We start from the raw sequence: 24,229 nt of genomic DNA, 5'->3' as shown, positions 1-24,229 counted from the left end.
TTCTACTCTTGCGCTCGGTGATGCACGAGGCATGCCAAGGGCTCTGGTCGTGCATTGGTCGGGTATTTGTGAAGGGGCTTGGTGCTGCGCGGCCGAAGCGCCACAATCCGGGCGCGCAACTTGCAAGGCAGTCTGCGCAGAGTAGAAGCGTTCAGCCGCGCGGTGCCCCACGCATCCCGGCAGGAAATTGCTCTTTCACGTTCGTCCCCACACGACCATAGAAGGAGTCCGCGCATGCTCGTCACCCGTCAACCCGTCTTCCGCAAGTTCTGGCATGCCGTCATGCCGCTCACCGAACTGGCCAACGGCCCGAAACCTTTCAGGCTGCTGGGCGAAGACATCGTCCTCTTCATCGATGCCGACGGCCAGCCCGCCGCCTTGCGCGACCGCTGCTGCCACCGCACCGCAAAGCTCTCCAAGGGCTGGTGCGTGGACAGCGAAGGCCAGGCCTGCGGCACCGGCGCGATCCAGTGCGGCTACCACGGCTGGACCTACGACCGCAGCGGCCAGGTCATCCGCATTCCGCAGTACGAGGCCGACCGCAAGATATCGCCCGAGTACCGTACCACCGCCTACCGCTGCGCCGCGCGCTACGGCTATGCATGGGTGGCGCTGGAGGAGCCCATCGCCGACATCCCGGCCATTCCGGAGTTCGACGACCCGGGCTACCGCACCATCTTCCAGTTTTACGAGGAGTGGCAGACCAGCCCGATGCGCGCGCTGGAGAACTCCTTCGACAACTCGCACTTCAGCTTCGTGCACCGCGCCACCTTCGGCGTGGCCGCGAGCCCGAAGCCGAGCAAGTACGAACTGGTGGAGAACGATTCGGGCTTCTATGCCGAGACGGTCATCGAGGCGACCAACCCGGTGAAGTTCCACGCGATCAGCGGCGTGACCGACCCGATCACCACGCGCCACATGCGCAACGCCTACTTCCTGCCGTTCTCGCGCAGGCTCGACATCGAGTACCCGAGCGGCGTGCGCCACATCATCATCAACTGCTTCACGCCCATCGACGACGGCCGCATGCAGCTGTGCCAGTGGCTCTTCCGCAACGACACCGAGGCCGACTGCACTGCGCAGATGCTGATCGACTTCGACGAAGCCGTGACGCGCGAGGACAAGGACATCCTCGAATCGACCGACCCCGACGCGCTGGTCGACACGCGGCGGCGCGGCGTGGAGTATTCGATGGAGTCGGACCGTCCGGGCATGCTGATCCGCAAGCACCTGATGCAGCTGCTTGCGAAGCACGGGGAGGCGGAGGTGTATCGCGGCATGGACGACAGCACCGTGATCCCCATTGCAAAGGCCGCCTGAGCGGCCCCTGCATCAAGCCGGTGCGGTCGTGGGGTTCGGGCGCGCTGCGCGCGACGAGCCCGTTTCGTAGCGGTCCATCGCGAGGCCGTCGGTGCGGATCTCGGGGCGCTGGCCCATCACCATGTCGGAGATGAGCTTGCCGGAGCCGCAGGCCATGGTCCAGCCAAGGGTGCCGTGGCCGGTGTTGAGGTACAGGTTGGGGTAGCGCGTGCCGCCGACGATGGGGGTGCTGTCGGGCGTCATGGGGCGCAGGCCGGTCCAGAAGGTGGCGCGGGGCACGTCGCCGCCGGGGAAGAGGTCGGTGACCACCTTCTCGAGCGTGGCGCGGCGGGCAGGGTTCAGCCGCAGGTCGAAGCCGCCGAGCTCCGCCATGCCGCCCACGCGGATGCGGTTGTCGAAGCGGGTGACGGCCACCTTGTAGGTCTCGTCGAGCACGGTGGATTGCGGCGCGAGCGATTCGTCCAGCAGCGGCACGGTCAGCGAATAGCCCTTGACCGGGTATACCGGAATGTCCAGGCCCAGCGCGGCGATGGCGGCGCGCGAGTAGCTGCCGAAGGCCATCACGTAGCGGTCGGCCGTGAGGATCTTGCCGGCGCTGGTGCGCACGCCGGTGATGCGGTCGCCGTCGGTCTCGAGCGCGGCGATGGTCTGGCCGAAGCGGAAGTCCACGCCCATTCCGTGTGCGATCTCGGCGAGGCCGCGGGTGAAGAGGTGGCAGTCGCCGGTCTCGTCGTTGGGCAGACGCAGGCCGCCGGTGAGGCGGTCGCGCGCGCCGGCCAGCGCGGGCTCGATGCGGGCGAGGCCGTCGCGGTCGAGCAGTTCGTAGGGCACGCCGCACTCCTCGAGCACCGCGATGTCGCGCTGCACCGCATCGAGCTGTGCCTGCGTGCGGAACAGCTGCAGCGTGCCGCCAGTGCGCTGCTCGTACTGCAGGCCGGTGTCGGCGCGCAGCTGCTGCAGGCAGCCGCGGCTGTATTCGGCCACGCGCATCATGCGTTCCTTGTTCACCGCATAGGCCTCGGGCGAGCAGTTGCGCAGCATGGCGGCCATCCAGCGCAGCTGGAACAGCGTGCCGTCGGGGCGGATCGACAGCGGCGCGTGCTTCTTGAACATCCACTTGATCGCCTTCAGCGGAATGCCCGGCGCGGCCCATGGCGTGGAGTAGCCGGGAGACACCTGGCCCGCGTTGCCGAAGCTGGTTTCCTCGGCGGGGCCGGCCTGCCGGTCGAGCAGGGTGACCTCGGCGCCCGAGCGGGCGAGGTAGTAGGCCGTGGTGGTGCCGATCACGCCGCCGCCGAGAACGATGACTTTCATGGTGTATTCGCCGATTCAGATGGAATGAAGGGAATCTAAAGTTCTCCAGGCAGTGGATTCCACTGATTTATTCGATTCGGCAGTGGAATACACTGCGGAGAACCTTCCAAGGCTGTCGCCGGAGTGAAATGCCCGAACTCGACCGCATAGACCGCAAGATCCTCGACGTTCTGCAGCGCCAGGGGCGCATGTCCATGACCGAACTGGCCGAGCACATCGGCCTGTCGGCCTCGCCCTGCGCCGAGCGCGTCAAGCGCATGGAGCGCGACGGCGTCATCACCGGCTACCACGCCCACGTATCGCCCGAGGCGCTGGACAAGACGCTGCTGGTGTTCGTCGAGATCAAGCTCTCGGCCAAGTCGGGCGACGTGTTCGACAAGGTCCGCAAGGAGCTGCTGCACATGCCCGAGGTGCTCGAATGCCACCTGGTGTCGGGCAGCTTCGACTACCTGGTGAAGGCGCGGCTCAGCGGCATGAGCGAATACCGGCACCTGTTGGGCGACATCCTCAAGAAGCTGCCGGTGGCGGCGGAGTCGCACAGCTACGTGGTGATGGAGGAAATCAAGGAAACGCTGATGCTGGCCGTGGACCGCTGAATCGCCGAACCGATGAGCACGAACAACGACGTACCCGACATCACGATCCGGCCGTGGCGCCTCGAAGACTTCGACGCGGTGAAGGCCATCCTCGACGACACCTTCGCCGGCACCTGGCTGCCGCAACTCACGCCCGAGGCCGCGCAGGCCTACCGTGAGAGCGGTGCCCCTGTCGGCTACATCGAAGAGAAGGGTCCGGACTTCTTCGTGGCCGAGATCGACGGCGAGGTGGTCGGCATGGTGCATTGGGAGCACGACTTCGTGCACGCCCTGCACGTACCGGCCAGGCACCAGCGCAAAGGCATCGCGAGGGCGCTGATGGCCTTCGCGGAAGAGGGCATGCGCGCCGACGGCGTGGAGCTCGCGCGGCTGGAGACGGACACCTTCAACACGCAGAGCCAGGGCTTCTACCTCGCGCTCGGCTACCGCGAGGCCGACCGCTACCCCGACCTCGAATGGCACAGCGGCTTCACCACCATCCTTTACGTGAAGACGCTTTCTCCCCTCACCGCAACCACTTCCCCGAGGAAACACGCATGAGCATCACGATCCGCCGCGACGGCATCACCGGCACCCGCCACATCCTGAAGATCCGCAACCACGAGATCCCGGTCGATGCCTCGCCCGCCGGCGGCGGCAGCGACGCCGGCCCGGAGCCGCACGACCTGTACGACGCATCGCTCGCGGCCTGCAAGGCGCTCACCGTGCTGATCTACGCGCGCCGCAAGGGCATTCCGGTGGAAGACATCGAGGTGGTGGTCGACCGCGACGACAGCGAGGAGCGCAAGGGCGTCTACCGTCTCAAGTCGGGCTTGCGCCTGAGCGGCAACCTGAGCGAAGCGCAGCGCGACGAGCTGCTTCGCGTGGCCGGCAAGTGCCCGGTGCACAAGCTCATGACCGAGGTGAAGACCGAGATCGAGACCGGCTGGGTCGAGTGACCCGGCTTGCCGGCTTTGCCGGTCAATGCAGCGCGCAGCAGGTGCGCTCCGCGCGCAGGCCCAGCACACCGAGGGAACTGCGCGGCCTTTATCCGCGCCCTCACTTCGCCGCTTCGGCCCGCGTCCGCGCGGCCTCCACGCGCTTCGCATAGCGGTCGCCCCAGTCGGCCAGCGGCGCGAGCGCCGCGTTGAGCGTGGCGCCCAGCTTCGTCTCCGAGTACTCCACGCGCGGCGGTACCTCGTGGAACACCTCGCGGTGAACGATGCCGTCGGTCTCCATCTCGCGCAGCTGCTGGATCAGCATCTTCTCGCTGATGTCGGGCAGCGCCCGCTTCAGCTCGCCGAAGCGCAGCGGCTGCACGTGCAGTTCCCAAAGGATGACGGCCTTCCACTTGCCGCCGATCACGTCGAAGGCCGGGCCGATGCCGCAGTTGTAGGGTTTCCTGGATTTCATCTTCATCCCCGTCAGCAGGTAATACATACATTTTGGTAAGTACCTAACTTAATTGTAGGTACTTGACCGTTTGGAAGCCCGATTCCTACGATGCGTGCATCTTCACAAAACGTAACGAGCGAATCGTCATGAGCAGCAAGAGCACCGACATCAAGGAAGTTTCCGTTCTGGGCCTCGGAGCGATGGGCGAAACCATCGCGCGGCTTTACCTCGAGCAGGGCTACAGGGTGACCGTGTGGAACCGCACCGCAGGCAAGGCCGACGTGCTGGTTGCGAAAGGCGCTGTGCTGGCGCGCAGCGCGAGCGAGGCGGTGCGCGCCGCGCGTGTCGTGGTGATGTGCGTCTACGACTACCGCGCGGCCGAGGCCATCTTCGCGCTCGAAGGCGTCGCCGCCGCCATGGACGGCCGCCTGCTGGTGCAGCTGACCACCGGCAGCCCGCAGGACGCGCGCGATGCGCAGGCGTGGGCCAACGCACGGGGCGCCGCATATCTCGAAGGCGCGATCCAGGCCGCACCCGACCAGATGGGCCAGCCCGACACGCCGCTGCTGGTGTCGGGCGCCAGGCCGGTGTTCGACGAAGCCCGGCCGTGGCTGAAGGCACTGGCCGGCGGCATCGTCTACCTGGGCGAGGCCGCGAGCGCGGCGGCGGCCATGGACCTCGCCACGCTCTCCACCATCTACGGCACGATGCTCGGCTTCATCCACGGCGCGCGCATCGCGGAGCACGAAGGCTTCGACGTGGCGGAATACGGCCGCATCGTCGCGGGCATCATGCCGACCTTCGCGGGCTTTCTTCAGCATGAGGGCTCCGTCATCCAGTCGGGCGACTTCGCCATCTCGCAGAGCCCGATGCGCATCTCGGTCGAGGCGACGCGGCGCATCCTGCAGTCGGCGCAGGACTCGGGCATCGACACCGGCTTCCCGGCCTTCGCCGCCGGCATCTTCCAGCGGGCGGACGAGGCCGGCCTGGGCGGCGAGGAACTCGCGGCGCTGATCAAGCTGCTGCGTGCGAAAGAGGCTTCGGCATCGCTCAGGCCCATGTCATGAACTGGATGGCGCGCAGCACCTCGGCCTCGCGCTCCATGATGAAGTCGCCGTGGCTGGCGTTGTCCAGCGTCAGGCGGTTCGGCGTATCGAGCGCCGACACGAGCTGGTTCGAATTCGTGATGGCCACGCGGCGGAAGATGCGCAGGTAGTCGGCAGCGTCTTTCTGTGTCTTCGCATCGAGCGGCAGCTCCAGCCACGGGAACATGTCGCGGTTGTCGGCGGGCAGGGCGGTCACGACCAGCGACGGCGCGCGCACGGCCTTGTAGTCGGGGGAGAAAGAGTGTGCGGCTGTATCCATGGCGGTCTCCACTTCATCGGGGGTATTGAGGCGCACGCTTGCGTCGGTGCGTATGTCGATGGCGTCGCGCAGATTCGCTTCCAGCGCAGGCCACCAGTTCTTCGAGTTGCGCCGGAAGAAGGCGATGGCGGCTTGCAGGGACCGGCCGTCGTCCGGCGTGGGCCGGGGCTCGTGGAACAGGCGGTTGTCGGGCACTGTCTCGCCTGCGCTGTCGGCTTCGACGGTGTAGTCGAAGGTGGTGTCCAGGTAGACGAGGCCTTGCGTCCGTTCCGGATGCAGGCCCGCGAATCTGGTGAGCTCGTTGCCCGCGATCGAATGGCCGCCGAGCACCGCACGTCGCACGCCCAGCGCATCGAGCACCGCCTTCAGGTCCGCGACCAGCGTGTCGACCTCGTAGTACTGCGTGGCGGTCTTCACCGGCAGCGGCTTGTCCGAAAGCCCGTAGCCGCGCCTGCTGATGGCGATCACCCGTGATCTCGCGGCCAGCGCGGGCGCGAGGCTGTCGAAGTAGCGCGCATTGCCCCCGAGTCCGGCCAGAAGCACGAAGACGGGCCCCGTGCTGCTGCCGGGCGGCTGCCAGTCGCGCACCTGCAGCGAGACTTCGGGCGAGGCCGAGACCTTCACCCGGCGATCGATGACGACGGGCTTGCCGCCGGCGGTGCCGACCCCACCGGCTCCGCCAACCCCGACGCCGCCATGGCTGCCGCCGCCGCAGGCCGCGAGGCCCGCGACGCCGGTCAGTGCCATGGCATGAAAGAGGTCCCGCCGTCGGAGGCCGTAGCGCTCCGGTCGGGCAGTACGTGCGGGTAGCGAGGGCAGGCCATTCACTGGGGTGTTCCGTTTCCGTGTGCAGGGAATGGCTCCAGTGTCCCGGCCGCACCTGAAGAACTGCTTCGGCATTCATGAAGATTTCCTGAAGTGCGGCTTCGGCGCTTGGCAGATACTTCCGCCACATTCCGGAAGCGGAATGGTCAGTTCACGTGGAGGCTCATGAATCTCTTGCTTGTTGAGGACGACCTTGACCTCGGCAATGGCGTGCGCATCGCGCTGGCCAATCAAGGCATGGATGTGGTGTGGGTCCGCAGACTCGACGACGCCCTGCGCACCCTCGACGGCGGCACCTTCGACATGGTTCTGCTCGACCTCGGCCTGCCCGACGGCGACGGGCTCGACCTGCTGTTCCGCCTGCGCCGCGACCGCCAGATATTGCCGGTGCTTGTGCTCAGCGCGCGCGACGCGCTCAACGACCGCCTGCGAAGCCTCGACGACGGCGCCGACGACTACCTGGTCAAGCCCTTCGCGCTGGCCGAGCTGCTGTCGCGCGTTCGCGCGCTCGCGCGCCGCAGCTACGGCTTCAACGACGAGACCATCCGCATGCGCGGCCTGGCGATGCACGAGCCCACGCGCGGCGTGATCGTCGACGGCGAGCCGGTCGAGCTCTCGCGCTGCGAGTTCGACCTGCTGGCGCTCCTGCTCAAGCGCACCGGCCGCGTGGTCACGCGCCGCGTGATGGAAGAGCAGGTGCTGCCCGGCGGCCAGGCCAACGGCAGCAACTCGCTCGAGGTGCACATCTCCAACCTGCGCAAGAAGATCGGCCAGGGCTACATCCGCACGGTGCGCGGCATCGGCTACGTGATCGACGTGCAATCGCTCGCGCGGAGCACGCAGAAATGATTCGGGCGCTGGCGCGGCGCTGGAAGAACTGGAAACAACCTTCCCTGATGCGGCGCCTGCTGCTTGCGCAGATGGGCGTGGTCGCGCTGCTGTGGACCATGGCCATCGCGCTGCTGCTGTACGACTCCTATGAAGACCCCGAGATGCTGAAGTTCGACAAGATCTTCAATACGGTGATCGCCATCGTGAAGAACACGGCCGACAGGCCCGACAAGCAGCAGGAGACGATCGCGGCCTTCGATGCCGCGCTGATGGAGGCCGCCGGCGATGGCGACGGGAGCGCGGACAGCTCGTCGGTCCTGCAGGTGTGGCAGTCGGGCAGGTTGATCTATCGCTCGACGGCCGCAGCGCCCGTCATCCTCAATACCGGGCTGAATCGCATCGAAACCGTGAAGGCGGGAGGCCGCGAATGGCGCGCACGCACGCTGGCCTCGCCTGAAGGCGATGTTCGCGTGATGCTGGCCGAGCCCAGCGTCTGGCGGCTCACGGTGACGGTGGTGTCCCGCGGCTACTACCTGCTGCCGCTGGTCATCAGCCTGCCGTTCCTGGTGTTTCCCGCATGGCTTTCGGTGCGCCTCGCGCTTCGGCCGTGGCGCCGTGTGAGCCAGGAGACGGCCGAGCGCGGGCCGGCCGACCTCACGCCGCTGTCGTACATGCCGCCGCACAAGGAGCTTCAGCCGCTGGTGCAGAGCATCAACAGCCTGCTGCAGCGCGTGCGCGACAGCACCTCGCGCGAACGCAGCCTGATCGCCGACGCCGCCCACGAGCTGCGCACCCCGCTGGCCGCGATGCGCGTGAACGTGGAGGCGCTGAAGGAGCAGAGCACCGACGAGCGCCAGCGCGAACTCATGGGCAACCTGCTGCGCAGCAACGACCGCGCGGCGCGGCTGGTGGGGCAGCTGCTGCAGCTGATGCGCAGCGACGCGGTGTCCGACAGCGCGCTGCCCGTCATGCTGTCGCTCGACGGACTCGTGCAGGACCGGCTGGCCATGATCGAAAGCCTGGCCAGCGCCCGCGGAGTGGAGCTGGAACTCGAATGCGAAGACAGCGTGCCGGTGCTCGGCGAGCGCGAAAGCCTGGTCTCGATGATCGACAACCTCATCAACAACGCCATCAAATACAGCCCCCCCGGCGGCACGGTGGTGGTGGACGTGTCGCGCGATGGATCGCAGGCCCTGCTGACGGTGGCCGACCAGGGCCCCGGCATCCCGCACACACTGCGCGAGCGGGTGTTCGACCGCTTCTTCCGCAACCCCGACCAGAGCCAGAGCGGCAGCGGGCTGGGCCTGGCCATCGTCAAGTCGGTGGTCGACCGGCACGGCGGCGAGGTGAGGCTCGGCGAAACCGCGAGCGGCGGCCTGCTGGCCACCGTGCGGCTGCCGCTGGCCGTGGCCGAAGCGCCCCAACCCCTGCTGTGCAGCTGAGACCTCCCCGGTGCACGGACAAAGGGCATAGGAACGCGGTCAGGCCCGAATCGGGGCGAGGAATTACACTAGCCGGCGCTTTACAGGACGCTTTCCCATGAAGTGGGTCATTCTTGCCATCTTCGCGCTCAGCGCGCTCTACGTTCATTTCCGCGGCCAGGTTCGGCATCGCTTCTTCAGGCAGCTCTCCGATCACTCGACCTTCCTGGCGCCGCTGAACGTCTTCATGTACCTTTTCTCGAAGGTGCCGGGTACGCCCTACCTGTCTCCGGCGGAGTTTCCCGAGATGCGCGTGCTCGAGGAAAACTGGGAAGTGATCCGCGAGGAAGCCCTGGCCATGCGCAACGGCGGCAGCATCAAGGCCTCCAGCCAGTTCAACGACGTGGGCTTCAACTCCTTCTTCAAGAGCGGCTGGAAGCGCTTCTACCTGAAGTGGTACGACGATGCGCATCCCTCGGCCGCCGTGCTGTGCCCGCGCACCACCGAGCTGCTCAAGGGCATCGGCACCATCAAGGCCGCGATGTTCGCCGAGCTGCCGCCGGGCAGCCGCCTCGTGCGCCACCGTGACCCCTTCGCCGGTTCGCTGCGCTACCACCTGGGCCTGTGGACGCCGGGCGTCGAAGGCTGCTACATCGACGTGGACGGTCAGCGCTACCACTGGCGCGACGGCGAGGCCGTGGTGTTCGACGAAACCTACATCCACTACGCCGAGAACACGACCGACCACGACCGCGTGATCCTGTTCTGCGACATCGAGCGCCCGCTGAAGTACCGCTGGGCCAGCGCGGTGAACCGCTGGTTCGCGAAGAACCTGCTGGCCGCGGCCGCATCGCCCAACGATGCTGGCGACAAGACCGGCGGCATCAACCGCGCCTTCAGGTACATCTACCAGATCCGCGTGGTCGGCAAGCGCCTGAAGGCGTGGGACAAGCGGGTGTACTACCTCGTGAAGTGGGCCATCTTCGGCGGCCTGGCGCTCTGGATCTTCTGGTAAGGGCTCAGGCCTCGTTCCATGCCAGCCGGGCGCGCGCGGTGCCTGCCCGGCTCACGACGGCCGCCAGCAGCGTGCCGCCGAGCACGTCGAGCAGCACATGCTGGCGCGTCGCCAGCGTCGAGTAGACGATGCCCAGGGCCCACAGCACGTTGAGCACGCGCACCCACGACGGCGCCCGCACCTCGCGAAGCTGACGCTCCAGCAGCACGGCGGTGAACACCGCGAAGGCCACGTGCAGCGACGGAAAGGCATTGCCGCCCGCGTCTGCGTTCTTGAGGAACATCAGCGACGGGTACTGCGCCCAGTCGACCGCGAATGCCGGCACCGTCGTCGGAAAGAACCAGAACACCGCGAGGCCTGCGCCCGCAATGAACGCCGCATCGCGCGCGCAGGCGCGCAGCCCGGCCCAGTCCTTCGCGAAGGCGGGCGGCAGTGAGATGTAGAACCACAGGGATCCGTAGAGAAGCATCGCTTCGTCGCTCACGCCCACCCAGTGGTCGAGCAGCGTGAGGGGCATCACGGTCGGCTCCGAGGGCGGGTTGTGCATCACCCAGAAGTAGATGGCGAAGAAGCCCGAGATGCCCACGGTGGTGCCGATCATCTTCGCCACCCAGAGCGTGGCGAAGCGACTGCCCAATGCCTGGTACCAGGGAACGCAAGTTGCGGGGAGGGAAGTCGCCGTGCGGGAGTTCATTGGCGCCCCAGCTTATGCAACTGCATTGCGTGAACATTGCGCTTTCCGCGAGAGAGCCTCTCCTAGAATGGCCGGCCTTTGGCCTCCCTTTTCTCCGTACTTCCGCTTCTGCTTCCGCTTCCAGCTCCATGAGAATCCTGCTCGTCGAAGACGAAGTCGACCTCGCGCAAGCCCTGGCCTCCGCGTTGCGGCAGAACCAGGCGGTGGTCGACGTGGCGGGCTCGCTGCGCGAGGCAGAGGATGCGGCGCTCTCGGCGCAGCACGACGTGATCGTGCTCGACCGCGGTCTGCCCGACGGCGACGGCCTCTCGCTGGTGGCCTTCCTGCGCGAGAACGACATTCCCGCCGCCGTGCTGGTGCTCACTGCCATGACCGACGTGGCCGAGCGCGTGCTGAGCCTCGATGGCGGCGCCGACGACTATCTCGCCAAGCCCTTCTCGATGGACGAGCTCATGGCGCGCGTGCGCGCGCTGGCGCGGCGCCCTGCGGTGCGCGCCAATCTCGTCATGACGCTCGGGCAACTGCGCTTCGACCACCACACGCGGCAGGCCCACGTGGGCGAGCACAGCATCACGCTGCCGCGCCGCGAGCTGCTCGTGCTCGAGGCGCTGCTTGAGCACCGCGGCCGCACCGTGCTGCGCGAGGCGATGCAGGAGCGCGTGTACGGCCACGAGGACGAGATCCAGTCGAACGCGCTCGACACGCACGTGTCGCGCCTGCGCTCCAAGCTCGACAAGGCCGGCGCGCAGGTCGAGATCCACGCCATCCGCGGCGTGGGCTACCTGATCTGCGCGGCGCGTCCGGCGGCATGACCATCGCATGAGACTCGGCCTGCTCTCGCTGCGCTGGCGGCTGATCTGGAGCCTGATCCTGCTGCAGGTGGTGGTCGGCGTGCTCGTGATGGGCGGTTTTCTCGGCCTTGCCTGGGTGCTGGGGCGCGTGGTCGACGAGACCGGGCAGGAGACCATCAAGGCCATCCAGCGCGCGCTGGTGCTGGCGCCCGACGGCAAGCTCGCGATAGAGCCCACGCCGGAGGTGCAGCGCCTGCGGGAGGCCGATCCGCCCTTCTGGTTCATCGCGCGCGACAGCCGCGGCTCGGAGCTGCGCAACGGCGAGGTACCGCCCGTCTACGCCAGGCTCTTCGATTCGCTCGACGGCATGGAGCGCATGGCCATCGACCCCGAGAGCGACAACACGCGCCCCAAGGCCCGCTTCGAGCGGGTGGAGACGCGCGCCGGCCCCGTGGCCCTGATGACGCAGACCGGCAGCCCGCTGACGGTGAGGAACACGCTCAAGGGCACCGCCATTGCCTTCCTGTTCCTGGTGGCGCCGATGGCGCTGGTGACCTGCCTTGGCGTGATCCTCGCCACGCCCTTCGTCGTGAAGCGCGGCCTCAAGGGCGTGGTGGCCACGGCCGAGCATGCCGAGAGCATCGACGTGCACGAGCGCACCACGCGGCTGCCGCTGGCCAACGTGGCCAGCGAGATCCGTCCGCTGGTCAACGCGGTGAACCGTGCCTTCGACCGGCTCAACGAAGGCTACGACCGGCAGGAGCGCTTCCTGGCCGATGCCGCGCACGAGCTGCGCACGCCCATCACCACGCTGCAGATCCATCTCGAGGGGCTGCAGGACGGCCCGCTCAAGGTGAAGCTCCTGCAGGCCTCGGCGCGGCTCGCCACGCTGGCCGAGCAGCTGCTCGACCTGCAGCGGCTGGACCGCATCGCCGCGCACGACCAGCAGGAGGTCGACCTGAAGGCGCTGTGCGAGCGCGTGGCGGGCGATATCGCGCCGCTGGCCATCATGAACCGCTGCACGCTGTCGGTGGAAGCGCCGAAGCCGCTGTGGGTGCGCGGCGATGCGCCCTCGCTGGAGCGTGCGCTGAGCAACCTGATCCAGAACGCCATCGAGCACGGCGGGCAGGGCTGCGACATCCAGGTGCGGCTGTGGGAGCCCTCGGGCTTCGAGGTGCTCGACTCCGGCCCCGGCATTCCCGAGGCCGACCGCGAGCGCGTGGTGGCGCCGTTCCACCGGCTGGTGCCGCGAGGGCGCGGCGCGGGGCTGGGCCTGCATCTGGTGGCCGAGGTGGCGCGCCTGCACGGCGGCCGGCTCACCATCGGGTCGAGCGAATCGGGCGGGGCGAAGATGCGGCTCGAACTGAACCTGCTGGCCTGAAGACCTCTGCACCATGAACCCCATCGACCAGCTTCCCGAACCTACCAACCTCGCCGGTGCGCAAGCGCTGATCGAGCACGTGCAGGCGCTGCTCGATGCCCAGGGCCTCACGCTGCGCCCACCGCCGCCCGAGCCCACCACCTGCTGCGGCCGCGGCTGCAATGGCTGCGTGTGGGAGGGGTGGCTCGCCGCGGTGAACTACTGGCGCGACGAGGCTTCGCTGCTGCTCGCCTGAAGGCCCGAACGAGGCCGGCGCGGCAACCGGGCCCGGGCGGGCTTGCCCGCCGGTCGCCGCCGGGTGAGCGCGAGGTTGGCGGTCATCATGGCCGCGAGCAGCGTGACCAGCCATGAGAAGTACACCCACAGCAGGAACATGGGGAGCACCGCGAATGCGCCATACAGCGCCTTGTACGTCGGCACCTTGACGAGATAGGTGGTGAAGCCGCGCTTGCCGAGCTCGAAAGCCATGCTGGCGACCAGGCCGCCCGCGAAGGCATCGCGCAGCCTCACCCTGGTGTTGGGCACGAGGTAGAACATGCTCGTCAGCACGACCGTGCCGAGCAGCAGCGGCCCGAGGTCGAGCACGAATGCGAGCGAGGCCGGCAGCGCGCCGATCAGGCCCATGGAGATGCCCAGCAGATACGACGTGGCCCACAGGCTCAGGCCCAGGACGGGCGGGCCGACCGCCAGCATCGCCAGATACAGGCCGACCCTCTTGAAGAACGGCCGGTTCTTCCGGATCTTCCACATCTGGTTGAGCGCGTTCTCCACGGTGAGCAGCATCGCGATGGCCGTGCCCAGCAAGAGGAGGGATCCGACCCAGGTCAGGCCGCTGGCGTTCGCGGCGAACTGGTTCAGGTACTTCAGCACCGTGCGCGCGATGTCCACGGGAAGCAGCCTGCTCAACAGGAACTCCTGCAGCGCATCCTTGAACCGCGCGAAGGCATGGAATCGCGTGAGCAGCGCGAAGCTCGCCGCCAGCAGGGGCACGATGGACAGCAGGGTCGTGAACGCGAGGCTTCCGGCGACCTGCGGCAGGCGCTCATTCCTGGCGCGGTCGATGGTCAGGCGGGTCAGGGCAAACATGTATCGCTGAGGGAGGAGGGGCAGGGCGGTTCCGCGGGCGCGATGGCCACCGCCGCTGCCGCTGCCGCTGCAGTCGATTGTCATCGGTTCCCTGCTACAGGAAATCTTCGTCCACCACCAGGGACAGCATCGACCAGCGCAGCCGCTGGGCCCAGTTCGATTCGGGCTCCCGGTGCAGCACCCAGCGGCGTCCGTCGCGCAGGAAGCTCCATTGCAGGCCGCCGCGCCGGGGCGCTTCACTCACGGCGAAGCTCGCGGGCACGCGCGCGCGCCGGATCAGGTCGGCCAGCTCGCCGGCCAGCGCGGGGCTGTCGACGATCAGGCCCAGCTCGGTGTTGCAATGTGCCGAGCGCCGGTCCATGTTCATCGACCCCACGTAGAACCAGCGCCGGTCGACCACCGCCAGCTTGGCGTGCAGGCGGCCGAGCGAGCCGCGGCCGTTCTCGGTGTCGCTCCAGGCCGGATGCGGTTCGCTGGCCGGCATCAGTTCATATAGTGCGGCGCCCATCTGCAGCAGGGCGCTGCGGTAGCGCGCATAGCCGTAGTGCACCAGCGGCTCGTCGGTGGTGGCGAGCGAATTGGTCATCACCGACACGCTCGCGCCCTCGCGGCTCGCGTGGGCGAGCGCCTCGATCATCCGGGGCATGGGAACGAAGTAGGGCGAGACGACGAGCACCTCGGAGCGCGCGGCGCGAAAAAGATCGAGGTTCGCGGCCATTACCGCGCCTTCGCGGCCTTGCGGTTCTCCGGCATCCCCGGCGTTCCTGATGCTCTCGCCGGCGTCGCTCGCGAACGGGCCTTGCACCATCGCATCCGCCACCACGCGCACCCTCGCGGGCACCAGCTCGACCAGCCCCCGCGCCAGCTGCGCGCCGACCGGGCCGCGCCCCAGCGCGTCGAGCTCGTTCGAAGGAGGCACGAAGCGCCCGAGGTCGCGTACCAGCTCGGCGAAGCGTTCGCGGGCACGGGCCGGTGTCGGGCGCTGACCGGCCGCGATGGCCTCGAACGGGTACGACAGCGGTCCGTTCCAGAAGGCGTCGAAGCTCGCCGACAGCGCGCGCACCGCCGGCCCGGCCAGCAGCGCGTCCATGTCGATGAAGTTCGCCGGCTTGCTGCGCCCGAAGTACTCGTCGGCAACGTTGCGCCCTCCGGTAATGGCGAAGCTGTTGTCGGCGATGAAGAGCTTGTTGTGCATGCGCCGGTTCACGCGGCCGATCTCGTGCAGCGACAGCAGCACGCGCGTGCGCACGCCGCCGCTGCGCACCGGCAGCGGGTTGAAGACGCGCACCTCGACGTTGGCGTGCGCGGCCAGCCCGGCCAGCATCTCGTCGTCTCCGCCCGCGTACAGGTCGTCGACCAGCAGGCGCACGCGCACGCCGCGCGCAGCCGCGTCGCGCAACTCGCGCAGGAACTGCCGCCCCGAGGCGTCGCCGGCCACGACGTAGTACTGCGCGTCGACGGTATGCCGTGCGGCCTGCACGAGCGCGATGCGCGCGTCGAAGGCCTGGTCGCCGCCGGGCAGCAGGCGCACGCCCGACACGCCCGACACACCGGTTGCTTCGGCCATCGCGCCGTCCAGGCCCGGCAGCGACGCGGCGGCGATGCGTGCGAGCGCACTGTCTTCGACGTCGGTGCGCGCCTGCGACGCGACCCGCTGCACGTCGCCGGGCAATGCGGCGCAACCGGCCAGCAGCGAGATCGCGGCCATGGCCGCGGCGCACAGCGCGCGGGCGAGCACCGGGTGGTGGAGCGCCAGGATGCACAACCGGCAGGCAAGCGGCTCCCATGCGGCACGCAGCATGGCAAAAGGCTTCGGGGTGTTCATGGCGGCGGTCCTTGGTGCATCGGAGGCGGCCAGTCTTCCGCGCGGTGCCCGCCGCAACAATTGAACGCAGCGCCTAGTCTCCGGGGCGGTGCCGGGGCGGCCGATCGACTAGGCCTTTGGTGTAGGTGCGTGCGCTCGCTTGTTGGGAAGCTTTGCGCTAATCTGCATCAGGACGGGGAGGGCCACCGTAGACGAGAGGCCCGTATGAAGGTTCTGCTGGTCGATGACCATGAGATCGTCTGGAACGGCACCCGCCTCCTGCTGGAGCGCATGGCCGCCGAGATCGAACCGGGCCGCCCCTTCCACTTCGAAGCCGTGCGGGACGCCGAACAGGCCTGCCGGCTCGACCCCGCCGGCACCGACCTGCTGCTGCTCGACTACCACCTGCCCCAACTCTCCGGCCTGGCCGCGCTCAAGGCCGTGAAGGCGCATTTCGAGGCCACGCCCGTGTGCATGCAGTCCGCGGAAAGTTCGCCGCAGCGCGTGCGCGAGGTCATCGAGGCCGGCGCGGCCGGCTTCATTCCCAAGTCGTACCGGCTCGAGGACATGGAGGCCGCCCTGCGCGTGGTGCTGCGCCACAGGATCTACCTGCCGGCCGAGTTCGTGCTGGCCGACGACGTGACCCGCGCGCGCGAGCCCGACGAGCTGCCGCGCGAGGATCTGGCCGGCTTCCTGCGCGTCGAGCTGTCGCCGCGCCAGCGCCAGGTGCTGGCGCTGGCGATGCGGGGCATGCCGGTCAAGCTGATCGCGCGCCAGCTGCAGATTGCCGAGGGCACCGTGAAGGTGCATCTGTCGATGGTCTACCGCGCGCTCGGCGCGCGCAACCGCACCGATGCCCTGTGCCGCGTCTTCGACGCGCAGGCTGCATGGGCGCTCGAGGCTGCCTGAGCATGCCGTCCGCCCCCGACGAACTGGACGAGCTGGACGAGCGGCGCCTGCAGGTGGTCGCCGAGCAGGCCGTGGGCTTGCGCTGGCAGATCCTGCTCACCGCCGCCGTCGTTGCCGCCATCGTCTGGCGCGACCTTCCGGCGCCGTGGGTGCTGGGCTGGTTCGCGGCGGTGATCGCCAGCCGCGAGTGGCGTGCCGCCGCGCTCGCGCGCATGGCCGCCGACCGCACCCGCCCGATCGCCGCGCGACTGCGCGCCACCGTGCGCTGGAACGTGCTGATCGGCGCCTGCAACGGCTCCGCGGCGCTGTTCATGGCCCGGCTCGACCCGACGCTCGATGCGGTCCTCACGATGATCCTGGTGTCATGGGGCGCGGGTGCCGTGTCCACGAGCGCGACCGTGATGCCCGCTTTCCTGGCCTACGCGGGGTTGCTCTTCGTGCCCACGGCGGCCATGTGGCTGATGGCCGGCGGCTGGCTCGGCTGGGGCGTGGGCGCGCTGGTGCTGATGTTCTTCGGCGTGCAGACGCGCTTTGCCCGGCGCAACCTGCAGACCTTCGAGGAGTCGTTCGGCATCCGCGCCGAGAACCAGGCGCTGGCCACCTCGCTGGAGTTCGAGCGCACGCAACTGGCCATCGCCCGCGACGAGGCGGTGCGCGCCAACAACGACAAGAGCCGCTTCCTGGCCGGCGCCAGCCACGACTTGCGCCAGCCCCTGCAGGCGATGGCGCTCAACGTGGGCGCGCTGCGGCACGTGGCGATGGCGCCCGACGCACGCGCGATCGTCGAGGTGGTCGACAGCAGCCTGGAGCAGCTGCGCGCCATGCTCGATGCCCTGCTCGACGTCTCGAAGCTCGATGCTGGCGTGGTCGTGGCCCAGCCCCAGCGCGTGCGAGTCGACCGGCTGCTGACGGCCGTGGCGGCCAGCTTCGGTGCGGCGGCGGCGGCGCGCCGGGTCGGCCTGCACACCGACTGCCCGCCCGGCCTGGCGGTGCGCACCGACCCCGACCTGCTGCGCCGCATGCTGGCCAACCTCATCGACAACGCGATCAAGTTCTCGCCCGCGGACGGGCAGGTCGAGGTGCGGGCCCGCGTGCGGGACGCAGCAGCGGACGCATCGAATGCCGAGGTCGAGCTGACAGTGCGGGACAGCGGCCCCGGCATCGCCCCCGAGAACCACCGGATCGTGTTCGAGGACCTGGTGCAGCTCCATGCGGCGGGCCCCGGCGCCCCGGCGGCTGCGGGGCACGGCCTGGGCCTGGGCATCGTGCGACGGGTGGCCGAGCTGCTGGGCGTGCCGGTCGAGCTCGAGTCCAGCCTCGGCGCGGGTGCCTGTTTCCGTTTGCGGCTGCCGCTGGCCGCACCGCCCGGAGCCGAGGGCGCCGAGGGAGACGGCGCAGATGCTCCGTGGAGCCTGGACGGGCGCTGCGTGCTGGTGCTGGAGGACGACCCGATGGTGCGCGGCGCCTACCTCAACGCGCTGGGCGCTATGGGCTGCCGCGTGCTCGCCGCCTCCACGCTCGACGAGGCGCTGCAGCAGATCGACGAGCCCGATGCGCTGGTGCTCGACTGCCGGCTCGGCGGCGTCTCGGGCTTCGACGCCGCCGAGCGCCTGCGCGGGCAGCGCTGCGCACGGCCGGCGCTGCCCGTCGTCATGGTCACGGCGGATACCGGCCCGGCGGTGATCGAGGCGGCGCGGCGGCAGGCGCTGCCGCTGCTGCGCAAACCCGTCGACGACCGGACGCTCGGCCGCGCACTGGCCGCGGCCATCGAACGTTCCTGAATCCGCGAACACCCCGCGAGGAGCCGAACATGGACGACGACGACGGCGGCCGCCACCACGACCAGACCCCGGGCGATCGCCTGCTCTCGGAGGGCGCGGAAGTGCTGGTGCGGGAGATCCTCGCGGCACCGCCCGACGCGCAGCATTGCGAGGTGCTGGTCATCGGCAGCGGCTACGGCGGCGCGGTGGCGGCGGCTCGGCTGGCGGGCGCGCTGCCCGTGGATGCATCGGCCGGCGGCGCAGCGGGCGCGGTGCCGGTCAAGGTCTACGTGCTGGAACGCGGCAGCGAATACCTGCCGGGCGAATTTCCGGCCACCTTCGCCGAGCTGCCGGGGCACGTGCGCTTCAGCCTGCAGGACGGCAGGCCCGCGCGCGGCAATGCGTCGGGCCTCTTCGACCTGCGCCTGGGCGGCGACGTGAACGCGCTGCTGGGCAACGGGCTGGGCGGCGGGTCGCTCATCAACGCGGCGGTGATGGAGCGCGCCACGCCCGATGCATTCGAGGGCGGTGCCTGGCCTGCGGGCCTCGACCTCGCCGCGCTGGCGGAAGGCTACGGCAAGGCCGAGGCCATGCTGGCCCCGGAGCAGATCCCCGAGAGCGTCTCGAAGCTCGACTCCCTGCTGAAAGCCGGCGAGCGGCTGCATGCGGAACGCGGCAAGGCCCATGTTGCGATCGCCTTCGCCGACGGCACGCGCACGCCGGCCCAGGTGGCGATGCACCGCTGCCTGCGCTGCGGCGACTGCGTGAGCGGCTGCAACCACCGCGCGAAGAAATCGCTGGACACCAACTACCTGGCGCTGGCCCATGCGCGGGGCGCGCGCCTGTTCACCGGCGGCACCGCGCATCGCATCGTGGCCCTGCCGGGAGGAGCGGGATTCGCGGTCGAGTTCTTCTTCACCGACCGGCGCAAGGCACGCAGCGACAACAGCCGGCCCTACGTGGTGCGCGCGCGCCGGGTGGTGGTGGCCGCCGGCACGCTGGGCTCCACCGAGCTGCTGCTGCGCTCCAGGGCCGCCGGCCTGCCGGTTTCGCAGGCGCTGGGCGCGGGCTTCTCGGCCAACGGCGACATGATCGCGGCGGTGGCCGGCCAGCACGACGAAGCGCTGTCCTGCGCGTCCGAAGGCGACGCGCCGGCGCAGCGCGGCGTCGGCCCGACCATCACCGGGCTGCTGCGCACCCGCGCGAAGCAGGGCGAGCGCCCGCTGGTGATCGAGGAGTTCGCCATTCCCGCGCCGCTGCGCCGCCTGCTGGCCGAAGTGGTGACCACCACTGACGCCCTGCAGGCACTCGCGCAAATGGACCTCGACCTCCACGCGCCGGACGAGGGCCGCGATCCGCTGGCCGTGGACGACGACATGCTGCGCCGCACGCCGGTCTACGGAATGATGGGCGACGACGGCGCCGCCGGCACCATCGAGCCGGTGGGCCATGGCGGCAGCGACGCGGTGCTGGCCGATGCGCAGGTGCGCGTCGCATGGAACAAGGTCGCGGCCCTGCCGGTGTTCGCGGCGCAGATGCGTGCGCTGCATGCGACCCACGACAGCGCGGACGGGCTCGGCGGCCGCGTGCTGCCCAATCCGCTGTGGAATCCGCTCCCGCCGTTTCGCAGCCTCGAGTCGCTGGTGGACGCGGCGGGCTCGGTGCTCACGGTGCACCCGCTGGGCGGGTGCCGCATGGCAGACGGGCGCGAGCGCGGCGTGGTCGACGGCTGGGGCCGCGTCCACGACGGCGCCGCTGCCGATGCCGCTGCGCTGGTGCCCGGCCTGGCGGTGCTCGACGGCTCCATCGTGCCGGTGTCGCTCGGCATCAACCCATCGCTCACCATCGCTGCACTGGCCGAGCGCGCGGTGCCGGTGCTGGCCGCGGACTGGGGCCTGGCGCTGGCCGATTCGCCGCAGCCCCCGGCGTCGGAGCGCCCGTTGCGCCGCGACCTGACCCGTCCCCGCGCGCCCGCGCCCACGCGCGTCTCCCTGCGCGAGCGGATGACGGGCCGGGTGAACATCGATGGCCAGGACTTCGCGTTGAGCGCCGAGGTGGAATTCGAGCCCTTCGACGTACCGGCCCTGCGCGCGACACCGCGCGCGCTGGCCCAGCCGATGGTGGTGCTGCGCTTCGGCAAGGGCGACGACGCGCCCGTCGCGCATTGCACCGGCACCGCATCGATGCTGGTGCGCGAGAAGAGCGACAGCATCGAGCGCATCCTGCGCAGCCACGCGCTGGCGCGCAAGAAGCTGCGGGCGCTGGCGGAGGTGCTGCTGCCTTCGCGTGCGGCCATGGCGAGGCCGAACGGCGGCAACGGCAACGACGAAGGTGAAGGCGAAGAAGGCCTGGCCTTCGACGGCCCGGTCATGGCCGACCTGATGGCGCTGTGCTCGCACCTGGGGCAGGTGCGCCTCATCGAATACGACTGGACGGTGGCGCGGGTGGAGCATGGCGCGCCACTGAAGGAGGGCGACCGGCTGCGGCTCACCAAGCGCATCGCGTTCGTCGAGAGCGGCAACCCGTGGCGGCAGCTCAGCGAGGGCGAACTGCAGCGGATCGATCACCTCGGCGCGCAGCGGCTGGGCCGGATGGTGCTGGACCCTTCCTACTTCGTCGAGAAGCTGCAGCCGCTGCTGCGCGTCGAGCATCAGCAGGACATGCCCAACCAGCTGGGCGACCTGGCCGAACTGGCGCTGTGGGTGCTGCGCATCGTGCTTCACGTCCACCTGCTGGACTTCGTGCCGCCGCCCGATTCGCCTCAACGCGACTGGGAGCGCCTGCCCGGCGAGGTGTTCGGCGTGCGGCCCGAGCCGGTCGAGCTCGACGCCGCGGCTGGCCCGGGCAGCGCGCCGCCGCGGCTGCTGTCGCGCTATCGCCCGCCGGTGCGCCGCGCGGGCACGAGGCCCGTGATGCTGATCCACGGCTATGGCGCGAGCGGTTCCACCTTCGCGCACAGAAGCATTCCTGGCAACCTGGTGCACAGCCTGCTCGCGGCCGGGCGCGAAGTGTGGGTGCTCGACCTGCGCACCAGCATCGGCTTTTCGAACCGGCCGCGGCCCTACTGGTCGTTCGACGAAGTCGCCGAGACCGACATTCCGGATGCCTTGCGCACCGTGCAGGCGGCGTACGCCATGCCCGACGAAACCGACGAAAGGGCGCCCGTGCAGGTCGACGTGGTGGCGCATTGCATCGGCGCCGCCATGTTCAGCGTGGCGGTGCTGCGCCTGCCGGGGCTGCATGCGTCCATCGGCGCGGTGGTGCTGTCGCAGGTGGGGCCGTTGCTGCGCGCCACGGCTTTCAACCGCTTCCGGGGCTATGTGGCGGGCTACCTGCAGCAGTTCATCGGCGTCGACGAGTTCGACACGCGACCCATGCTCACGCACATGAAGCGCCTGCTCGTCGACGGCCTGCTGGCGACCTTTCCCTACCCCGACGGCGACGGCGAAGCGCAGCGCCTGCGCGACGCGCCGGGCTTCGCGGCGGTGCGGCACCGGGCCGACGCCATCTTCGGCCAGACCATGCGGCTGCACAACATCGGCAAGGACACGCTCGAAGCGCTCGATTCGATCTACGGCTTCGTGAAGCTGCGCGGCCTCGCCCAGGTCGGCAACTACGCCCGCGAGGAGGTGCTGACCGACGCCGGCGGACAGGGCCACGCGGTGGGCTTCGAGCAGATCGGCGAGCGCTTCGGATTCCCGGTGTTCATGCTGCACGGCCAGCGCAACGCGGTGTTCGACTGGCGGGGCTCGTACGACAGCTTCTGGCTGCTGAAGCGCGTGTTCGGCAAGGATGCCGGCTTGCCTCGCCAGCCGCCGGAGCTGCCGGACCCATCGGACCTATCGGACTCGGCGAACCTTTCCGGCGGCGACCTGTTCCTCGGCGAAGGCACTCCGCACCAGCTGCTGGTGCTCGGCGCCTACGGCCACCAGGACACGTTGATCGGCGAAAACGCCTGTCGCGACGTATTCCCGCACATCGTGCGGTTCCTCGAGGCCTTCGACACGAAGCCCGGCCCCGAGGCGCCAGTGCCGCCGGACTGGCGCGCCAGCCTGCCGTGGACCGGCCCCTGGCTCGGCCATGCGAGCCGCGAGGCCGGCAACGTGGGCCGGCTGCATTGCAGGCTGGCGCTGCGCCCGCCGCCCGCGCATGTGTCGGCGCGCGCCGTGGTCTTCGTGCCCGCGTGGCGCCGCGGCGGGCGATGGTGCTTCGACTTCGAATGGATGGTGGGCCTGCAGACCACGCGCGAAAAGCTCCTGCAGGAGGCGGTGGAGATCGACCTCTTCGACGACCGGCTCGCCGAGTACCAGGGCTTCGCGGTGCTGACCGCGCACGACGACCTGCCCATGGCACGCGGCCCCGTCGACGTGCTGGGCCGGCGGCTGGAGGCCGGGCTGTTCGCGCAGCCGCAGGACGAACCGGTCGAGCCTATCCGCCGCCAGGTGACGAGAACGCTGGAGGCGGCCACCGACGCGCAGCTCGAGCGCGCCGTGGTGCGCCTCGACCCCGCATGGACCGGCGCGGTGCAGCCCGAGGGCGAGCCCGCGCAGGACTCGCTGTGCCTTGTGCTCGCCAGTTGCCAGTACGTGCCGGGCCTGGTCGACCGGGTGCCGGCGCAAGCGTCGTACCGGCGGCTCGCGCAGCGGCTGGAGGTGCTCGAGCCGCCGCACAAGCCGCAGCTGCTGTTGCTCGTCGGGGATCAGGTGTATGTCGACCAGACCGCGGGCCTCTTCGTACCCGCGGGCGGCGACGATGTCGGCCAGGCCTATGCGCTCACCTTCAGGCTGGAGGCGCTGCGCCAGGTGATGGCCTCGCAGCCGACCTATCCGCTGCTCGACGACCACGAGGTGATGGACGATTGGGAGCCCGGCCCCGACCCCTACGCAACGCCGGCAGTGCGCGCCGCGCTCCAGGCCTACTACGCGCAGCAGCACAAGCTGGTGCGCGACGCCGGGCCGCGCCGCGACCAGCGGCCCTTCGACTACCGCATTGCGCCGGCCGGCTTTCCGTTCTACATGCTCGACACGCGCAGCACGCGCCAGCAGCGGGTGCTGCGCACGGCCGCGCAGGCCGTCGCCGCGCCGCTGGATCTGGCAGCAATTCGTGCCGAGGCCGGCATGGGCGACCTGAAGAAGTGGCTGGAAGCCGCGCCCGCCGGACTGCCCAAGTTCATCGTGTCGCCGGTGACGCTGTTCCCGATGCCGCGCGCGGCCGTCTTCGGCGACCCGGCGCAGCGCCTGGGGCTGGACGACTGGAGCGGCTACCCGGCCTCGCAGAGAGCGCTGCTCGAACTGCTGCGCGACACCACCGCGCGCCACGTGGTGATGCTGTCTGGCGACCGCCACATGTCGAGCGTGTCGAGCCTCTGGCTGCAGGGGGCGGACGGGCCGGTGGAGGTGATCTCGGTCGTGTCCTCGGGCCTGTATGCGCCCTGGCCCTTCGTCAATGCCCGGCCCGACACGTTCTGGCTCGACGGCCATGTCGATCCCGGCCCCATGGCGGGAGCCCTCGGCGGCACCATGGTCACGGCGGCCACGGGCACCGGCAACGGCTTCGCGGTGCTGCAGGTGGAGCGCGGCGCCACCGGCCATTGGCGGATCGGTGTCACGCTCGACCTGGACGACGGACTCACGCGCTGCGTTCGCGACCTCGATCCGGCCGCCGGCAGCGGCTGGCAGGTGGACGGGCCGGCGCGCTTCGCGGGCGTGCAGCGCCCATGAGTCCCCGGCCTGCCGATCCGGAT

The 24,229-nt window shown here is 69.6% G+C and carries 20 protein-coding genes; 14 read left to right on the top strand and 6 right to left on the bottom strand.

The genetic code is table 11. The annotated features are described in order from the left end of the window. The first annotated feature begins 234 nt into the window (after nucleotides 1-234). Nucleotides 235-1,320, top strand: coding sequence for an aromatic ring-hydroxylating dioxygenase subunit alpha (locus tag FHT32_RS01245; protein ID WP_176662852.1), 1,086 nt, complete (start codon nucleotides 235-237; stop codon nucleotides 1,318-1,320). Between the two features lie 12 nt (nucleotides 1,321-1,332). Here the strand turns inward: FHT32_RS01245 and FHT32_RS01240 are convergent, their stop codons facing one another. Then, nucleotides 1,333-2,634: a D-amino acid dehydrogenase gene (locus tag FHT32_RS01240; RefSeq protein ID WP_176662851.1), complete on the bottom strand. Its 1,302-nt coding sequence runs from the start codon at nucleotides 2,632-2,634 to the stop codon at nucleotides 1,333-1,335. A gap of 128 nt (nucleotides 2,635-2,762) precedes the next feature. Here FHT32_RS01240 and FHT32_RS01235 point away from each other — a divergent pair, with 128 nt between their 5' ends. The 3 genes from FHT32_RS01235 to FHT32_RS01225 are packed head-to-tail and all read left to right on the top strand — an operon-like array spanning nucleotide 2,763 to nucleotide 4,168. Continuing rightward, nucleotides 2,763-3,230, top strand: coding sequence for a winged helix-turn-helix transcriptional regulator (locus tag FHT32_RS01235; protein ID WP_093197485.1), 468 nt, complete (start codon nucleotides 2,763-2,765; stop codon nucleotides 3,228-3,230). Between the two features lie 12 nt (nucleotides 3,231-3,242). After that, a complete protein-coding gene (locus tag FHT32_RS01230) occupies nucleotides 3,243-3,770 on the top strand; it encodes a GNAT family N-acetyltransferase (protein WP_176662850.1) in 528 nt (175 codons plus the stop codon). Continuing rightward, entirely contained in the window at nucleotides 3,767-4,168 is a 402-nt protein-coding gene (locus tag FHT32_RS01225) for an OsmC family protein (protein ID WP_176662849.1), read from the top strand. The genes FHT32_RS01230 and FHT32_RS01225 overlap by 4 nt, the downstream gene beginning before the upstream one ends. Before the next feature lie 100 nt (nucleotides 4,169-4,268). Here the strand turns inward: FHT32_RS01225 and FHT32_RS01220 are convergent, their stop codons facing one another. Next, on the bottom strand, nucleotides 4,269-4,622 hold the full coding sequence (locus FHT32_RS01220) for a helix-turn-helix domain-containing protein (protein ID WP_176662848.1): 354 nt from the start codon (nucleotides 4,620-4,622) through the stop codon (nucleotides 4,269-4,271). A 128-nt stretch (nucleotides 4,623-4,750) separates the two neighbouring features. Between FHT32_RS01220 and FHT32_RS01215 the strand changes: the two genes are divergently transcribed. Next, a complete protein-coding gene (locus tag FHT32_RS01215; RefSeq protein WP_176662847.1) occupies nucleotides 4,751-5,671 on the top strand; it encodes an NAD(P)-dependent oxidoreductase in 921 nt (306 codons plus the stop codon). Here FHT32_RS01215 and FHT32_RS01210 read toward each other — a convergent pair. After that, nucleotides 5,655-6,716 carry an alpha/beta fold hydrolase gene (locus tag FHT32_RS01210; protein ID WP_176662846.1) on the bottom strand — a complete coding sequence of 354 codons (1,062 nt, stop codon included), beginning with the start codon at nucleotides 6,714-6,716 and terminating at the stop codon, nucleotides 5,655-5,657. The two genes, FHT32_RS01215 and FHT32_RS01210, sit on opposite strands and share 17 nt — an antisense overlap. Nucleotides 6,717-6,959: 243 nt before the next feature. Here FHT32_RS01210 and FHT32_RS01205 point away from each other — a divergent pair, with 243 nt between their 5' ends. From FHT32_RS01205 to lpxO, 3 genes are all read left to right on the top strand, one after another. Beyond that, the gene (locus FHT32_RS01205; protein ID WP_176662845.1) at nucleotides 6,960-7,643 is read left to right on the top strand and encodes a response regulator; all 684 of its coding nucleotides are present in this window, start codon (nucleotides 6,960-6,962) and stop codon (nucleotides 7,641-7,643) included. Beyond that, nucleotides 7,640-9,067, top strand: a complete 1,428-nt coding sequence (locus tag FHT32_RS01200; RefSeq protein WP_176662844.1) for a HAMP domain-containing sensor histidine kinase — start codon at nucleotides 7,640-7,642, stop codon at nucleotides 9,065-9,067. The genes FHT32_RS01205 and FHT32_RS01200 overlap by 4 nt, the downstream gene beginning before the upstream one ends. A 97-nt stretch (nucleotides 9,068-9,164) precedes the next feature. Further along, nucleotides 9,165-10,061, top strand: coding sequence for a lipid A hydroxylase LpxO (gene lpxO, locus FHT32_RS01195; RefSeq protein ID WP_176662843.1), 897 nt, complete (start codon nucleotides 9,165-9,167; stop codon nucleotides 10,059-10,061). Between the two features lie 4 nt (nucleotides 10,062-10,065). Here the strand turns inward: lpxO and FHT32_RS01190 are convergent, their stop codons facing one another. Then, the gene (locus tag FHT32_RS01190) at nucleotides 10,066-10,755 is read right to left on the bottom strand and encodes a phosphatase PAP2 family protein (protein ID WP_256098834.1); all 690 of its coding nucleotides are present in this window, start codon (nucleotides 10,753-10,755) and stop codon (nucleotides 10,066-10,068) included. Nucleotides 10,756-10,883: 128 nt separating this feature from the next. Between FHT32_RS01190 and FHT32_RS01185 the strand changes: the two genes are divergently transcribed. The 3 genes from FHT32_RS01185 to FHT32_RS01175 are packed head-to-tail and all read left to right on the top strand — an operon-like array spanning nucleotide 10,884 to nucleotide 13,162. Further along, nucleotides 10,884-11,567 carry a response regulator transcription factor gene (locus tag FHT32_RS01185; RefSeq protein ID WP_176662842.1) on the top strand — a complete coding sequence of 228 codons (684 nt, stop codon included), beginning with the start codon at nucleotides 10,884-10,886 and terminating at the stop codon, nucleotides 11,565-11,567. 7 nt (nucleotides 11,568-11,574) lie between these two features. After that, nucleotides 11,575-12,927 carry a HAMP domain-containing sensor histidine kinase gene (locus FHT32_RS01180; RefSeq protein ID WP_176662841.1) on the top strand — a complete coding sequence of 451 codons (1,353 nt, stop codon included), beginning with the start codon at nucleotides 11,575-11,577 and terminating at the stop codon, nucleotides 12,925-12,927. A gap of 13 nt (nucleotides 12,928-12,940) precedes the next feature. Then, nucleotides 12,941-13,162, top strand: a complete 222-nt coding sequence (locus tag FHT32_RS01175; protein WP_176662840.1) for an oxidoreductase-like domain-containing protein — start codon at nucleotides 12,941-12,943, stop codon at nucleotides 13,160-13,162. On the opposite strand, the gene FHT32_RS01170 is transcribed toward FHT32_RS01175, so the two are convergent. Together FHT32_RS01170 and FHT32_RS01165 are read right to left on the bottom strand one after the other, a co-directional pair. Then, on the bottom strand, nucleotides 13,126-14,013 hold the full coding sequence (locus FHT32_RS01170) for a YihY family inner membrane protein (protein WP_256098833.1): 888 nt from the start codon (nucleotides 14,011-14,013) through the stop codon (nucleotides 13,126-13,128). The genes FHT32_RS01175 and FHT32_RS01170 overlap by 37 nt on opposite strands. A gap of 94 nt (nucleotides 14,014-14,107) precedes the next feature. Next, nucleotides 14,108-15,838, bottom strand: coding sequence for a phosphatidylserine/phosphatidylglycerophosphate/cardiolipin synthase family protein (locus FHT32_RS01165; protein ID WP_176662839.1), 1,731 nt, complete (start codon nucleotides 15,836-15,838; stop codon nucleotides 14,108-14,110). A 204-nt stretch (nucleotides 15,839-16,042) separates the two neighbouring features. Between FHT32_RS01165 and FHT32_RS01160 the strand changes: the two genes are divergently transcribed. Genes FHT32_RS01160 through FHT32_RS01150 form a run of 3 tightly spaced genes read left to right on the top strand, consistent with a single transcriptional unit; the run spans nucleotide 16,043 to nucleotide 24,206 of the window. After that, nucleotides 16,043-16,726 carry a response regulator transcription factor gene (locus FHT32_RS01160; RefSeq protein ID WP_176662838.1) on the top strand — a complete coding sequence of 228 codons (684 nt, stop codon included), beginning with the start codon at nucleotides 16,043-16,045 and terminating at the stop codon, nucleotides 16,724-16,726. A gap of 2 nt (nucleotides 16,727-16,728) precedes the next feature. Then, entirely contained in the window at nucleotides 16,729-18,507 is a 1,779-nt protein-coding gene (locus FHT32_RS01155) for a hybrid sensor histidine kinase/response regulator (RefSeq protein ID WP_176662837.1), read from the top strand. A 29-nt stretch (nucleotides 18,508-18,536) separates the two neighbouring features. Continuing rightward, complete coding sequence (locus tag FHT32_RS01150; protein ID WP_176662836.1) at nucleotides 18,537-24,206, top strand: alkaline phosphatase D family protein; 5,670 nt, start codon at nucleotides 18,537-18,539, stop codon at nucleotides 24,204-24,206. Nucleotides 24,207-24,229 lie beyond the last annotated feature (23 nt).

Source organism: Variovorax sp. SG517, from assembly GCF_013376045.1.
In the GTDB taxonomy this organism is placed as follows: Bacteria; Pseudomonadota; Gammaproteobacteria; order Burkholderiales; family Burkholderiaceae_C; genus Variovorax.
The sequence above is the reverse complement of the archived record's forward strand: the minus strand, read 5'-3'. Positions and strand labels throughout refer to the sequence as shown.